The sequence below is a fragment of the Cellulosimicrobium sp. Marseille-Q8652 genome (assembly GCF_965112045.1).
Map to the genome: position 1 here is coordinate 777,880 of NZ_CBCOPS010000001.1, position 14,926 is coordinate 792,805.

At 75.6% G+C, this 14,926-nt stretch carries 7 protein-coding genes; 3 read left to right on the top strand and 4 right to left on the bottom strand.

Annotated features, from left to right (window positions below; all coding sequences use genetic code 11):
• Nucleotides 1–126: 126 nt before the first annotated feature.
• Both ACWPWV_RS03375 and ACWPWV_RS03380 read left to right on the top strand, forming a co-directional pair.
• Nucleotides 127–978, top strand: a complete 852-nt coding sequence (locus ACWPWV_RS03375; protein ID WP_454041544.1) for an ABC transporter ATP-binding protein — start codon at nt 127–129, stop codon at nt 976–978.
• Entirely contained in the window at nt 978–3,695 is a 2,718-nt protein-coding gene (locus ACWPWV_RS03380; RefSeq protein WP_454041545.1) for an ABC transporter permease, read from the top strand. Before ACWPWV_RS03375 ends, ACWPWV_RS03380 begins: the two co-directional genes overlap by 1 nt.
• Nucleotides 3,696–3,711: 16 nt before the next feature.
• Here ACWPWV_RS03380 and topA read toward each other — a convergent pair whose 3' ends face one another.
• Entirely contained in the window at nt 3,712–6,519 is a 2,808-nt protein-coding gene (gene topA, locus ACWPWV_RS03385) for a type I DNA topoisomerase (RefSeq protein ID WP_454041546.1), read from the bottom strand.
• Between the two features lie 139 nt (nt 6,520–6,658).
• Nucleotides 6,659–7,753 carry a phosphatase PAP2 family protein gene (locus ACWPWV_RS03390; protein WP_454041547.1) on the bottom strand — a complete coding sequence of 365 codons (1,095 nt, stop codon included), beginning with the start codon at nt 7,751–7,753 and terminating at the stop codon, nt 6,659–6,661.
• 86 nt (nt 7,754–7,839) lie between these two features.
• Here ACWPWV_RS03390 and ACWPWV_RS03395 point away from each other — a divergent pair, with 86 nt between their 5' ends.
• On the top strand, nt 7,840–8,541 hold the full coding sequence (locus tag ACWPWV_RS03395; RefSeq protein ID WP_454041548.1) for a TetR/AcrR family transcriptional regulator: 702 nt from the start codon (nt 7,840–7,842) through the stop codon (nt 8,539–8,541).
• A 63-nt stretch (nt 8,542–8,604) separates the two neighbouring features.
• Here the strand turns inward: ACWPWV_RS03395 and ACWPWV_RS03400 are convergent, their stop codons facing one another.
• Nucleotides 8,605–12,219 (bottom strand): ATP-binding protein, encoded by a 3,615-nt coding sequence (locus tag ACWPWV_RS03400; protein WP_454041549.1) that lies wholly within the window; start codon nt 12,217–12,219, stop codon nt 8,605–8,607.
• Nucleotides 12,219–14,627, bottom strand: coding sequence for a DUF3375 family protein (locus ACWPWV_RS03405; RefSeq protein ID WP_454041550.1), 2,409 nt, complete (start codon nt 14,625–14,627; stop codon nt 12,219–12,221). Before ACWPWV_RS03405 ends, ACWPWV_RS03400 begins: the two co-directional genes overlap by 1 nt.
• Between the last annotated feature and the right edge of the window lie 299 nt (nt 14,628–14,926).

Sequence of the window (14,926 nt, forward strand, 5' to 3'; positions counted from 1 at the left end):
ACCCGGTGGGAGCGGTGCCAGGACGTCGTGACCGCGGTCCGGTCGAGGACGGCCGGCCCGGGGGTCGCGGGCCCCGGGACACGCCCGTCGCATGCGCGATGCCGACCGGCGGGCCACGATGAGGCCATGCCGACAGCCGCGGGCCAGCCCGCCTCGTCCCCCGACCGGCCGCGCTCGCCGGAGCACCCGCCTCCCGGCGCTCCCGAGCCCCGCGCGAGCGCGCGCGGGCTCGTCAAGGTCTACGGCACGGGCGACACCGCGGTCCGGGCGCTCGACGAGGTCGACGTCGACTTCGCGCGCGCCCGGCTCACGGCGATCATGGGGCCGTCCGGGTCCGGGAAGTCGACGCTCATGCACTGCCTCGCCGGCCTCGACTCACCGACGTCGGGCAGCGTGGTCGTCGACGGGCAGGAGATCAGCCGGATGTCCCAGCGCCGGCTCACCGCGCTGCGCCGCACGCGCGTGGGGTTCGTCTTCCAGTCCTACAACCTCGTGCCCACGCTCACGGCGGCCGAGAACATCACGCTCCCGCTCGACATCGCCCGCTCTCCGGTGGACCGCGCGTGGTTCGACGAGGTGGTCGACGCCGTCGGCCTGCGCGACCGGCTGCACCACCGGCCGTCGGAGCTCTCGGGCGGGCAGCAGCAGCGCGTGGCGTGCGCCCGCGCGCTCGTGTCGCGGCCGTCGGTCGTGTTCGCGGACGAGCCCACCGGCAACCTCGACTCGCGCTCCGCCGGGGAGGTGCTCGCGTTCCTGCGCCGCTCCGTCGACGAGCTGGACCAGACGGTCGTCATGGTCACGCACGACCCGCGCGCGGCGTCGTACGCCCACCGGGTGGTCTTCCTCGCGGACGGCAAGATCTCCGGCGAGCTGCACGACCCGACGCAGCAGGACATCCTCGACGCCCTCGCCGGGTCCGTGGACGGGACCGCCGCCGGTGCGCCCGGCCGCCACCTCGCGCCGTCGGACGGGCAGTGATGCTCCGCGTCGCGCTGCGCGGCGTCCGCGCCCACCTCGTGCGGTTCGTGCTGTCGGTGCTCGCCGTGACGCTCGGCGTCGCGTTCGTCGTCGGCACCTTCGCGTTCCGCGGCATGCTCTCGTCGACGTTCGACGACATCATCGCGACGACGCTCGTCGCCGACGTGTACGTGCGGGGCGCGCAGGAGGTCACGGGCGCCCCGCCGCAGGAGGGCGGCGGGGGCGGGGGCGCGCCGGGCACCGGCTTCGGCGCGGAGCGCACGCTCGTCCCCGACGACCTGACGGCGACGATCGAGGACGTCGAGGGCGTCGACCGCGCCGCCGCCGACATCTCCGGGCCCGCGGTGCTCGTCGCCGCCGACGGCACCGCGGTCGTGACGAACGGGCCGCCGAGCGTCGCCCTCGCCGTCGACGGGCAGGACCCGAGCCTCGCCCTCCTCGACGGCGCCTGGCCCGGCGCGGGCGAGATCGTGCTCGAGGAGAGCGCGGCCGAGGCCTCGGACCTCGCCACCGGGGACGAGACGACGATCGTGCTGGGCGACGAGCCACGGCCGGTCACCGTGTCCGGCGTGTTCGGGATCGAGGCCGCGGCCGCCGGAGCCGTGCTCGTCGGCCTCGACGAGGCGACCGCGCGCGAGGCCTTCGCCCCCGACGGCCAGGTCGCCCAGATCGCCGTCTGGGCGTCCGGCGGGGAGTCCGGTGGCGCGTCCGACGACGGGGGCACGACCTCCGCCGACGAGGAGGCGCTCGCCGAGCGCGTCGGCGCGGTGCTGCCCGACGGCGTCGAGGCCGTGTCCGGCACGCAGGCGCGCGAGGAGGCCAGCGAGGCCGTCGAGGAGATCCTCGGGTTCGTCGAGACGTTCCTCCTCGTCTTCGCCGCGATCGCCCTCTTCGTCGGCGCGTTCATCATCGCCAACACCTTCCAGATGTCCGTGCGCGAGCGGCTGCGCGAGCTCGCGCTCCTGCGCGCCCTGGGCGCCTCCCCCGGCCAGGTGTTCTCCTCGGTGCTGACCCAGGCGCTCGCCGTCGGCCTGGTCGGCGGGGCGCTCGGCGTGGCGGGCGGCGCGGCGCTGGTCCGCGTCATCCGCTGGGGCCTCGCGGCGGCGGGGATGGAGTTCTCGGGCCGCGTCCCCCTCGGCGGGACGCAGCTCGCGGCCGCGGTCGGCCTGGGCGCGGTGGTGAGCGTCCTCGCGGCGGTCCTGCCCGCGCGCCGCGCCGCAGCCATCCCGCCGGTCCAGGCCATGCGCGACGACGTCGCCCCCGAGCGTGGCACGCTCGCCCGCGCCGTGGGCGGGATCGTGCTCGTCGTGGCCGGCGCGGGCGTCCTGTGGCTCGCCGCGTCCCTGGGGTCGTCGGTCGCCGAGGACCCCACCGGGTGGGCGTGGGTCGACGACCTGAGCCCGCGCGTGCTGCTCGGTGTGGGCGCGGGGCTCGTGCTCGTCGGCGTCCTCGTCGGTTCGCCCGCGGTGGCCCGCGGCGTCCTCACCGTGCTCGCGTGGCCGCTCGTCGTCGCGCTCCGGCCGCTCGGGCGGCTCGCGCGCGGCAACGTCACGCGCAACCCGCGGCGGACCGCGAGCACGGCGGGCGCCCTGCTCATCGGCATGGCGCTCGTGTCGGTCACGGGCGTCATCGCGGCGTCCACGCAGGCGTCGGTGCGCAGCATCGTGGAGACCGAGGTGCGCGCCGACCTCGTCGTCGACTCCGCGACCCAGACCGTGCCCGGTGGCGCGGTGGACGCGGTGCGCGCGGTGCCGGGTGCCGAGACCGTCGACACCGTGCGGCTCGGCCTGGCGCCCGTCGCGACCGTCGGGTCCTCGGGGGAAGCGGGCGCCGGGACCGACGAGGCGCGCGGGACCGACGTCGCGGGCGTGCCGGCCAGCTTCTTCGAGACCGCGCTCGACCCCGTGGCGATCCAGGGAGACCCGACGTCGACGCTCGAGGACGGGGACGTCGTCGTGCACCGGCGGACCGCGCGCGAGCGCGGCTGGGAGGTCGGCGACACGCTGCGGCTCGGCGGCGAGGCCGGGGGTGGTGCGGCGGGTGACGCGAGCACCGCGGTGGTCGAGGCGCAGGTCGGCGCGATCATCGACAGCCAGCTCGTCGGCACCGGGATCCTCGTGCGGGACGACGTGTTCGACGACGTCGTGCCGCCCGCGCAGGCGAGCGTCCGGATCGTCTACGTGAGCGCCGCCCAGGGGGCGAGCCCTGCGGACGTCGAGTCGCTCCGGGACGGCCTCACGGAGGCCGTCGCGCCGTACCTCGTCCTCACGGTCCTGGACCGCGAGGAGACGGCGTCGGCGTTCGCCGAACAGGTGGACCAGGTCCTCGTGATCCTCTACGCCCTGCTCGCGCTGTCGATCGTCATCGCGCTGCTGGGCATCGTCAACACGCTCGCGCTCTCGGTCATCGAGCGGACGCGCGAGATCGGGCTCCTGCGCGCCGTCGGGCTCGGACGCCTCCAGCTCGCCGGGATCATCGCGATCGAGTCCGTGCTCACGGCGGTGTACGGCACGGTGCTGGGCGTCGCGACGGGCATCGGCATCGGCGCGGCCCTGCCCGGCGTGCTCGCCGACGAGGGCCTGAGCACGCTCGCGATCCCCTGGGGGCAGGTGCTCGCGATCCTCGGGGCGGCGGTGGTCATCGGGCTGGTCGCGAGCGTCTGGCCGGCGATCCGCGCCGCCCGCCTGCCGGTCCTCGACGCGGTGACCGTCGACTGACCACCACCTCGCCGGGCTACTTCGCCGACCTGGCGGCGGGCTTCTTCGCGGCCGGCTTCTTGGCCGCGGGCTTCTTGGCGGGCGTGCGCTTCTTGGCCGGGCCCTGCGCGCGCTTCTCCGCGAGGAGCTCGATCGCGCGCTCGGGCGTGATCGACTCCGGCGTGACGTCGCGCGGCAGCGTGCGGTTGGTCTCGCCGTCCGTCACGTAGGCCCCGAAGCGGCCGTCCTTGACGACGATCGGCTTGCCCGTCGTCGGGTCGTCGCCGAGCTCGCGCAGCGGCGGGGTCGCCGCGCCGCGGCCGCGCCCGCGCTTCGGCTGCTTGTACAGCTCGAGCGCCTCGTCGAGCGTGACGGTGAACATCGCCTCCTCGCTCGGGAGCGTGCGCGAGTCCGTGCCCTTCTTGAGGTACGGGCCGTAGCGGCCGTTCTGCGCCGTGATCTCCTCGCCCGACTCGGGGTCCGTGCCGACGACGCGCGGCAGCGACAGGAGCTGCAGTGCGTCCTCGAGCGTGACGGACTCGAGCGTCTGCGTCTTGAGCAGCGAGCCCGTCCGGGGCTTGGGCTGCGCGGCCTTGGCGCGCTTCTGCGCCGCGGCGGACAGGCTCGTGTCGATCGGCGGCAGGTCGAGCACCTCGGTCACGTACGGGCCGTAGCGCCCGGCCTTCGCGATGATCTGGTTCCCGGACACCGGGTCGGTCCCGAGCACCTTGCCGTCGTCCGCACCGGCGGCGAGCAGCTCGCGCGCCTTGGCGACCGTCAGCTCGTCGGGGGCGACGTCGTCGGGCACCGAGGCGCGCGGCGGGTTCTCGCCCTCCTTGACCTCGGCCGCGAGGTCCTCGACGTAGGGCCCGTAGCGACCGACGCGCAGCTGGAGGCCCTCGCCGATCGGCACGGAGTTGATCCCGCGCGCGTCGATGTCGCCGAGGTTCTCGACGAGCTCGCGCAGGCCCTCGCCCGCCTCTCCCTTCGCGGCGTCGCCGAAGTAGAACTGCGTGAGCCACTCCACGCGGTCCCGGCGCCCGGCGGCGATCTCGTCGAGGTCCGCCTCCATCGCGGCGGTGAAGCGGTAGTCGACGAGCCGGTCGAAGTGCTCCTCGAGGAGGCGCACGACGGCGAACGCGAGCCAGCTCGGCACCATCGCCTGGCCGCGCGTCAGGACGTAGCCGCGGTCCTGGATCGTCGAGATCGTCGACGCGTACGTGGACGGACGGCCGATGCCGAGCTCCTCGAGCGCCTTGACGAGGCTCGCCTCGGTGTAGCGCGGCGGGGCCGACGTCGAGTGCCCCGCGGCCTCGAGGTCCTCGCCGCGCAGGGCGTCGCCCTCCGCCATCCGGGGCAGCCGCGCCTCACCCTCGGTGTCGCCGCCCGCCGTGGCGCCCGCGCCGAGGGCGTCCTCGGCGTACCGGTCGACGTCCGAGCTCTCCTCGTACGCCGCGAGGAACCCGCGGAACGTGATGACCGTGCCCGACGCGGCGAACACCGCGTCGCGCCCGGCGAGCTCGCCCGCCGGCCCGGCCAGCGGTGCGCCGAGCCGCACGGACGCCGTCGAGCCCTTGGCGTCGGCCATCTGCGACGCGACCGTGCGCTTCCACACGAGCTCGTAGAGCTTGAACTGGTCGCCGCTGAGCTCCTTGGCGACCTGCGCCGGCGTGCGGAACGAGTCCCCCGCCGGCCGGATCGCCTCGTGCGCCTCCTGGGCGCCCGCGTTCTTCGACGCGTAGACGCGCGGCTTCTCGGGCACGAAGTCCGCGCCGTAGAGCTCGGCGGCCTGACGCCTCGCGGCACCTGTCGCCTCGCTCGACAGCGACGGCGAGTCGGTGCGCATGTAGGTGATGTACCCGTTCTCGTACAGCGACTGCGCGGTGCGCATCGTCTGCCGCGAGGACATCCGCAGCTTGCGGCTCGCCTCCTGCTGGAGCGTCGAGGTCGTGAACGGCGCGGCCGGACGGCGCGTGTACGGCTTGGTCTCGAGCGAGCGCACGACGAAGTCCGCGTCCGCCAGGCCGGCGACGACCGCCCCGGCCGTCGCCTCGTCGAGCTGCCGCACGCCGTCACGCTGCGCCGCCGGCTTGAGCTGACCACGGTCGTCGAAGTCGCGACCGGACGCGACGCGCGCGTCGCCGACCTGGACGAGCCGCGCGCCGAACGCCTTGCCGGCGTCGTCGGGCGCCGCGGCCGCGGCTTCCCCCGCGAGGCCGAACGTGCCGGTGACGTCCCAGTACTCGGCCGCGACGAACGCCATGCGCTCGCGCTCGCGCTCGACGACGAGGCGCGTCGCGACGGACTGCACGCGTCCCGCGGACAGGCCCTGGCGGACCTTGCGCCACAGCACCGGCGAGACCTCGTAGCCGTAGAGCCGGTCGAGGATGCGGCGCGTCTCCTGCGCGTCGACCAGGCTCGTGTCGAGGTCGCGCGTGTTCTGCAGCGCCCGCTGGATCGCCTCGCGCGTGATCTCGTGGAACACCATGCGCTTCACGGGGACCTTGGGCTTGAGCGCCTCGAGCAGGTGCCAGGCGATGGCCTCGCCCTCGCGGTCCTCGTCCGTCGCGAGGTAGAGCTCGTCGGCGTCCTTGAGCGCGCGCTTGAGCTCGGCGACCTTCTTCTTCTTGTCGGCGTAGACCTCGTAGTAGGGGTCGAACCCGTTGTCGACGTCGACCGCGAACTTCCCGTACGGGCCCTTCTTCATGTCCGCGGGCAGCTCCGACGGCTGGGGCAGGTCCCGGATGTGCCCGACGCTCGCCTCGACCTCGTAGTCGTCGCCGAGGTAGCCCTGGATCTTGCGAGCCTTGGCGGGCGACTCGACGATCACGAGCTTGCGTGGCATCCCATCCTGCTTTCGTCGGTACGAACGTCTGTCCCGGGGGCCGGTCCCTCGCGGCGCCCGGTCGGCGCTCCGTCGGTGCACGTCCCCGGGCCGCGGTGCGGGCAGCCTACGACGTTACGCCATCCGCGCCAGCGGCACCCTATCCGTCGACCGTGGCGGCGTGCGGACGAGCCGTGGCCTGGCGGACGAGGAGGAGCAGCGCGAAGGAGCCGGCCGTCACCGCGGCCACGCCGGCGACGCCGCCGAGGTAGGCGGTCGCCTCCTGGGCCGTGGTCGTGTCCCACGTCGCGGGTGTGACGCGCATGGTCCACAGCGCGACGACGCCCGCCACGGCGGCCCCGACGAGCAGGAGCGCCGCCGTGACCGTCGAGCCCGGCGAGGACCCCGCGCGCGGGTCGAGCGACGAGCGCGGCGTGAAGGCGCACACGAGCGCACCCCACGCGAGCACCACGAGCACCGCCGCGACGACGTCGCTCGGCCGGTGCCACTGGCCGACGAGCGTCGAGACGCCGATCGCCGCCGTGTACGCACCGCCCAGGACGGCCACGAGCGGACGCGCGCGCCGGGGCACGACGAGGACGAGCGCCGCGGCGACGGACGCCGCGACCGTCGTGTGGCCGCTCGGCAGCGAGTTCTCCGCCGTCCACCCGCCGATGAGGTTCTCCCGTCCCAGGAGCACGTGCTTGACCGCCTGCGTCGTCACGTTCGCGCCCACCACGAGGAACCCCACCTGCACCGCGAGCCCCCAGCGCCGCCGCACGACGGCGATCGCCACCGCCGCCGCGAGCCCGCCGACGACGAAGGTCAGGGAGATCGTGTCCAGCACGGGCTCGCCGAGCGTCCACAGCGGGCCCTGGCCGTTCACGGCCCCGTCGAACGCCGCGCGCTCGAGCATCTGGCCCGCGTACGTGTCGACGAAGAACCGCCACACGGCCCAGGCGAGACCCGCCGCGACGACGGCGACCAGACCTGCCGCGACCCGCGGGGCGACCCGCGCCGTCGGGCCGGGAGCTGCCGTCGGGCCGGGACGCGCCGTCGGGCCCGGGCCCGCCGTCGGGCCGGGACGTGCCTGGCCGGACGCGCCGACCGGGCGCCACGGTCCGTCGGGCGGACGGGGCGACGACGCGGCGGGAGACCCGGCGGCGGGTCCCGCGGACGCTGCGGCGGGCAGCGGGCGCGTCCCGGTACCGCCACCGGTCGGCAGCGGTCGGGTCGGCGCGTGGTCGGACGGCATCCTCCCACCGTAGGCGACGTCTGTGGGAGTTCGGGAAAGACGCCGAGCAGGAAGTGGTCCGTGCGCGCCGCAGTATGGTTGCGGGCATGACCGACGTCTCCTCGCGGCCGCTCCCCGCGGACGACGGGGCGCGCGTGCGCCGAGCGCGGCGCTCCCGCCCCGAGACGCTCGCGCGGCGCGAGGAGATCCTGCGCGCCGCCATGAAGGTGTTCGGCTCGCGCGGGTACCACCAGGGGTCGCTGGCCGAGGTGGCGGAGCAGGTCGGCATCACGCACGCGGGCGTGCTGCACCACTTCGGGTCGAAGGACCGGCTGCTCACGGCCGTCCTCGAGTTCCGCGACCGCGAGGACGTCGAGCACCTCGAGGGCCGGCACATCCCCGGCGGTCTCGACCTGTTCCGGCACCTCGTGCTGACCGCCGCGATGAACGCCGAGCGCCCGGGCATCGTCCAGGCCTACACGGTCATCGCGGGCGAGGCCGTGACCGACGGCCACCCCGCGAGCGCGTGGGTCACCGCGCGGTTCGCCGGGCTCCGCGCCGACATCGCGGGCGCGCTGCGCGAGGTCGTCGACGAGCGGCGGGCCGCAGGGACCGACGTGGACCTCGACCTCGACGACGCGGCGCTCGACCGCGCGGCCTCGTCCGTCATCGGCGTCATGGACGGCCTGCAGACGCAGTGGCTCCTCGACCCGGACGCGGTCGACCTCGCCGAAGCGACGGCCTTCGCGATCGAGGCGATCCTCGCGGCCACCCTCGCGGGCGCGCAGCGACCGCGGCCCCTGGACTGACCGCCGAGGCCGCACCGCGGTCCGGCGAGGTACGACCTCACCGGCCCCCCGCACTGCCTGGCGCTACCGGGGTACCACCTCGGCCAGGGCGGAGTCCTGCGCGGCACCGGCGTCGGTGCCGTCGCGGCCGTCCCTGCCGTCACGCCGGTCCCGGTCGTCGCGGCCGTCGCGGTAGGCGTCGATCGAGAGCGTCCGCAGCCGAGACGAGCGCCCCGTGGGGTTGTCCACGAACCCGACCGCGGAGATGTACGGCTCGATGACGTGGATCTTCTGCAGCGGCGTGACGATGAGGAGCTGCAGGCCGAGCCGCCGGAACAGCTCGAGCGCGAACCGTGTCGACTCGTCCGACCCGCGGCCGAACGCCTCGTCGATGACGACGAACCGGAACGCCGTCGAGCGCACCGCGCCCCAGTCGAGCTTGAACTGGTAGGCGAGCGACGCCGCGAGGATCGTGTACGCGAGCTTCTCCTTCTGCCCGCCGGACTTCCCGCCGGAGTCGGAGTAGTGCTCGTGCTCGGAGTCGTCGGCGCGCGACCGCTCCGAGGCCGACAGCACGAACCAGTTGCGCACGTCCGTCACGCGTCGGCGCCACGCGTCGTCGAGGTCCGACACGCCCTCGCGCCCGCGGAACCGCTCGACGAGCGCCTTGACGCGCAGGAAGCGGTCCTCCGAGTACGACAGCGCGCCGTCGGCCGCCGACCCGTCGCCCTCGGCCAGCGCGCGGTCGTCCTCGGCGAGGATCCCGTCGCCGTCCGTGCACGCGCGCAGGTCCTGCTGGAACTCGCGCACCTCGACGTTGGGCGTGCGCGACACCTCGAGCCGGATGTAGCGGCCCGGGTTGTAGTCGATCGCCCGCAGCGAGTCGTTGATCGTGTCGATGCGGTCCCGGATGAGGTCGGCCTGCTTGGCCAGCTCCGCGGCGAACCCGGCGATGTCGCGGATCGCGTTGGTGTTGAGGTACGCCTTGAAGTCGGCCTCGAAGCGCGGCAGGTCGTCCCGCACGAGCCGGTCGTGGATCTCGCGGTAGCCGCCGGCCGAGCGCACGTCGGCGTCGAGCTCCGCGGTCTCCACCGGGTACGCCGAACGGAACGCCGCCATCTGGCCCGCGACGCGCGTGCCGAGGTCCGCGCGCTCGCGCTGGGCCTGCTCGGCCTCGGCCGTGAGGCGTGAGCGGACCGCGTTCTCGACGGCGTCGAGGTCGGCCGTCCGGGCGGGCCCCGACCCCCCGAGCTCGCGGTCGAACTCCTCGGCGAGGGCCGCCGTCGTCTCCTCGTCGAGCGCCTCGCCGGCGCCGTCGAGCACCGCGCGGGCCCGGTCGCGCGCGGAGCGCGCCTCGTCGAGCGCGTGCCGGTCGGCGCCGAGCGTCGCCACGATGCCGTCGCGCTCCGCCTCGAGCGCGCTCCGGCGGCGCGCGGTGGCGGCGAGCGCGCCCGCGATGCGCCCGAGCTCGTCGCTCGCCTGCTCGAGGCGGCGCCTCTCGTCGTCGAGCTCCGCGATGCGCGAGACCTCCGCGTGCCGGTCCAGCTCGTCCCAGTCCCGGTAGACGTCCACGCGGCCCAGGGCTGCCGACCGCTCCTGGAGCTCCGCGCGTCGTGCGGCCGCGGCGTCCCGACGGCGGGCCAGGGCGTCCCGGCGCGCCGTCACCTCGGCCGCCTGCTCGAGCAGCGCGTCGACCTTCGCCTGCGTCGACCAGCCGAGCACGTAGGCGCGGCGGTCGTCCACGGCCCGCACGTCGTTCTTCTCGTGGTGGTCGGGCGAGTGCTTGACCTGGCCGGACCGCGTGACGGCGCGCGGCAGGCGGCGGAACACGTCCAGGTCGTCGGCGCACGCGTGGTCGGCACGCCGCTCGAGCTCGGCCTCGACCCAGGCGGTGAGCGCCGGGGCGTCGTCGAGCGTGCGCACGTCGAGCAGGTCGGCCAGGAGCAGCGCGCCGTCGGGCCGGTCGGCGCGTCGGGGCGCACCGACCCGCTCGGGCACCCGGTGGTAGACGAGCCGCAGCCCGAGGTGCTCGCGGTCGACCCAGGCGGCGACGGCGTCGTAGTGCGCCGCGGGGACGAGCAGCGACAGGGCGAACCCGCGCAGCACGCGCTCGGCCGCGCCCTCCCACGCCTCGTGCTCGGGCCGCACGGCGAGCAGCTCGCCCACGAACGGCAGGTCGCCGGGCGTCACCCCGACGCCGGCGCACAGCCGGTCGCGCACGTCGAGGTGGGTGCGCGGCAGGTTGGAGCGGCGGTCGGCCAGGCTCGCGAGCTCGGCCTTGACCTCCGCGGTCTCCTGCTCGACCGCGCGCAGCAGTCCCCCGACGTCCGCGACCTCCTCCTCGGCCCGGGCGAGGTCGTCGCGCACGCGCGACGCCGCGGCGTCGGCCGCGCGCCGCAGCGCGGCGAACGCCTCGGCGTCGACGAGCGCGTCCGCGAGGGCCCGCACGGCGTCGCCCTCGCCGCCGAGCCCGGGCTCGGCGGCGGCCGCACCCTCGGCCGCGGCAGCGGGGAGCGTGAGCCCGGCCCGGACCGCGTAGCCCGCGAGCTGCGTCGCGCGCCGCTCGCGCGCCGCCCGCTCGACCTCGCGCCGGGCGATCTCGCCCTCGATCGTGGCGAGCCGGTCCCCGCCGTGCCCCGCGCGCTCGAGCTCGAGCCGCGCCCGCTCGGTCCGCGTCTCCTCCAGGGCCGACGACGCGCGGGCACGCCGCGACTCACCGTCCGCCACGCGCTCGTCGAGCGCCGTGATGAGCCCGTCGAGGTCGGCCACCCGTCGCGACGCGGTGAACGCGCGCAGCGCGTCGCGGCGCGCCGTCACCGCCTCCGCGCGCCGCCCGAGCGCGTCGTGGGCGTCGACGTCAGCGAGCAGCGGCGCGAGGCGGTCGATCTGCGCGGTCGCGCGGACCACGGCGTCGTGCGCGGAGGTGAGGTCGTCGAAGTGGGCGACGAGACGGTCGGTCCAGCGGTCGGCGTCGAACGGCTCGAGCATGTGCTCGCGCACGAACTCGCCGAGGTCACCGACCGACTTCATCGACACCGTCTGGTGGAACAGGTCCATCGCCTGCTCGGACGGGATGCCCAGGAGCCGGCGGAAGTCGCGCCCGTACTCGGGGAAGTGGTCGCGCACCTGCGCGCCCGACTCGCGCAGCCGGCGGCGCAGCACCACCACGTCTCCCCCGAACCCGGCGAAGTCCTCGGTGACCGTCAGCGGCCGGTCGGCCGTGACGAAGAAGCGGTCCGGCTGGCCCGACTGCCCCGGCGCGAGCCAGAACACCTGCGCGAGCGTCACCTGCTGGTCGAAGCCGCGGTTCGCGAAGCGCCCGAGCACGACCGAGTACGTGCCCCGCTCGCGCAGGCCCACGTGCCGCGTCGTCCCGGTCGCCTCGTCGCGCTCGGCCTTGTAGTGGCCCGCGACGTACGAGCGCAGCGACCGCTCGCGCGCCCCGGCTCCGGCCGCCTTGTTGTAGGAGATGCGGTGCGACGGCACGAGGAGCGTCGTCACGGCGTCGACGATGGTCGACTTGCCCGACCCGATGTCGCCCGTGAGCAGCGCGTTGCGCCCGTCGAGGTCGAACGCCCACACGCGCTGGTCGAACGTGCCCCAGTTGAGGACCTCGAGGCGCTCGAGGCGGAACCCCGCGCGCGCGTCGAGGTCGGTCGCCGGGTCGTGCAGCTCGACCGGGCTGAACAGGCCCTCCATCACTCCACCGTCACCTTCGTCGGACCGGTCGGGTCCTGGCGGTCGGTGTCGCCCCGGCCGGCGGCCACCTCCAGGTACTGCGCGAGCCGCGCGTCGAGGTCCGCGAGCCACTGCGCGTCGACGAACGCCTTGAGGACGCGGCGGACCTCGTACCGCCGGGCGTCTCCGTCGCCCTCCGCGGGGGGACCGGCCGGGTCGGCGCTCCCCGGTCCCGGCCCCGCGTCGTCGGTCGGCGCCTGACGGCCCGCGGGGCGCAGGAACCCCAGCTCGACGACGCGGCGCACGAGCGCGTCGACGCGGTCCACGAGGCGCGCCTCGTTCGCCGCCGCGCCGGCGTCCTGGGCGAGGAAGACCCGCAGGAGCTCGACGATCTCGGAGCGCGTCAGGACGAGTCGCGTGTCCCCGCCCTCGGAGTCGGACTGCGCGAGCCGCTTGCGCAGCAGCGCGAGGAGCAGGCTCACGTCGAACGGCAGCTCGCGGCGCGGGATGAGCCGCGGCACGCGCTCGTCGCGCTCGTGCTCGGGCTGGGACCGCAGGTACGCGTAGCCGTCGCCCTCGTCGACGACCACCTGGAGGCCGAGCATCGCGACGGCGTCGCGCACCTGCGCCTCGTGCGCGAGCAGGTCGCGCCAGGTCTCCTCGCCCGCCTCGCGGTACACGACGCCCTTGAGCAGCGACGTGACGACGACGGACAGCTCCTGGCCCCGCGCGGGACGGGTCGTGCTCGTCGGTGTGCTCACTGCTCCTCCTCGGGGCGGCGGGTCGTGGCGGGGGCCGCCGGGGCGGCGGGGGCGGCGGGCCGTCCGCCGCGCGAACGTCACGCGCGGCAGGCGCGCGACGCGCAGCACGGGCGCCGGCTCGGGCTCGTCGTCCGGGACGGCGTCCGCGTGCCCGACGGCGGGCGGCGGCTCCCCGTGCCAGCTCACCTCGTCCGTCACCTCGTCGTCGTGCACGACGGCGAAGCGCGGGTCGTCGAGCGACAGGTAGGACACGAGCTCCGCGAGCCCGTGCTCGAGCGGGGCGTCGTGGACCAGCTCGCCGAGGGAGATCTCGGTACGTCCGCCGCGCTCGCCCGTGCCCGACAGCGCGTCGCGCACGGTGCGGGCGAGCCGCTCCGGGTCGACGTGCACCTGCTCGTAGAGCGCCGCGACCTCGAAGTCCTCGTCGCCCTCCTCGACGTGGTCGGAGTCGAGCCGGGCGCTCGGCCGCGGCGTGAACAGCGGGCGCTCGGTCGGGAGCACGACCTCCGGCGCGAGCGCGTCGAGCGCCATCCCCGGCGGGCCGTCGGCGCCGCCGCGCGGGGTGTCCCGCGCGACGTCGCGCGCCGCGAGCGCCTTCGCCTCGACCCCGCGCAGGATGTCCATGACGCGGCGGTTCTCGAGCCAGACCTGGTCGTCGAGGAAGCGCCGCAGCTGCTCCGACAGCGTGCGGACCGTGGCCTGCGTGCGCTCGCCGGCGTCGAGCCAGTCGTAGTGGATGCGCCGCAGGCGGCGGTGCTCGGCGTCGTGCGCGGCGTCGTGCCGGGCACCGCGCGCGCCGTCCCGCCCGGCTCCCGGCGCCGCGTCCAGGGCGATCGCGTCGAGCGCCTGCACCTGGTCGACGAGCGCGGCGAACTCCTCCTGGCGCCGGCGGTCGAGCAGGAAGTCGTAGAACGCGTGGAACGAGCGTCCCTGGTCCGACTCGGCGATCGCCGTGCGCGAGCGCACGACCTCCTCGAGCAGCTCGCCCTTCGCGCCGTCCCACCCCGTGATGCGCTCGCGCAGCGCGCGGTCGAGGGACCGGAAGTTCGCCTCGACCTCGCGGAAGTCGGACAGCAGGTCGGCCGCGGTCTGCGTGAGCTGCTGGTAGCGGTCGCGCTGCGCCGCGGCGTCGAGCACCGCGACGCGGCCCGCGCGGACCTGGGCGATCTCGTCGTCGATCCGGGCGCGCCGCTCCTCGAGCTCCCGCAGCCGCTCGGCCGGGTCGGACTGGGCGCCGACGGTGAGCTGGCGCAGCAGCTCGAACACGGTGTTGAGCCGCGACTCCGTGCCGACGAAGGCACGTCCCCGCAGGGACGCGACCCAGCGCACGGCCTGCTCGACGGCCGGCGTCGCGTCGTAGTGCGGCTGCGTCGACCCCGGCGGGTACCACGCGCGCAACCATCCCTGGTCGGGATGCGCCCAGTGGTCGACGTAGGCCTGAGGGGTGCGCGGGTAGCGCGGCTCCGGGGCGACGCCGGTCTCCGCGCGACGCAACGCCCACAGGTGGTCGTCGAGGCGCGCGACGAGCTCCGTCTCGGGGATGGCCCGCACGTTCTCCTCGACGAAGACCGTGCCGAGGAAGGACAGCACGAGCGGCGCCGTGTCGGCGCGCACGAGCCGCCACGCGGCGTTCGACCGTCGCAGGGCGTCGACGTCGTCGTGCAGCACGCAGGTCCTCTCGGGTCGATCGGTCGGTTCTTCGCGGGCTCCGCGGGCCCGTGCCGCCGGGCTCGCGGGCCAGCCGCACGCCGGGGCGCCCCGTGATCCTAGGCGGCCGGGCCGACCCCGCGCGGCAGCGCCACGGGGCGTCCGCCGGACGAGCGCTGCCCGTCGAGGACGGGACCATGGTCCCTGTCGCCCCGCGACGCCCGCTGCCTACGCTGGAGCCCGGCGCCTGGCCGGCAGCGCGCCCACCCTGCCGGCCGGACGCCGCTCTGCGCTCCGGAGGACCGGCGCGCCACGTCTGC

Bases quoted from the DNA above. Each gene is read 5' to 3' on its own strand.
- ACWPWV_RS03380 (WP_454041545.1), top strand. From the start codon at position 978: ATGCTCCGCGTCGCGCTGCGCGGCGTCCGCGCCCACCTCGTGCGGTTC.
- ACWPWV_RS03395 (WP_454041548.1), top strand. From the start codon at position 7,840: ATGACCGACGTCTCCTCGCGGCCGCTCCCCGCGGACGACGGGGCGCGC.
- ACWPWV_RS03390 (WP_454041547.1), bottom strand. From the start codon at position 7,753: ATGCCGTCCGACCACGCGCCGACCCGACCGCTGCCGACCGGTGGCGGT.
- ACWPWV_RS03400 (WP_454041549.1), bottom strand. From the start codon at position 12,219: ATGGAGGGCCTGTTCAGCCCGGTCGAGCTGCACGACCCGGCGACCGAC.
- topA (WP_454041546.1), bottom strand. From the start codon at position 6,519: ATGCCACGCAAGCTCGTGATCGTCGAGTCGCCCGCCAAGGCTCGCAAG.
- ACWPWV_RS03375 (WP_454041544.1), top strand. From the start codon at position 127: ATGCCGACAGCCGCGGGCCAGCCCGCCTCGTCCCCCGACCGGCCGCGC.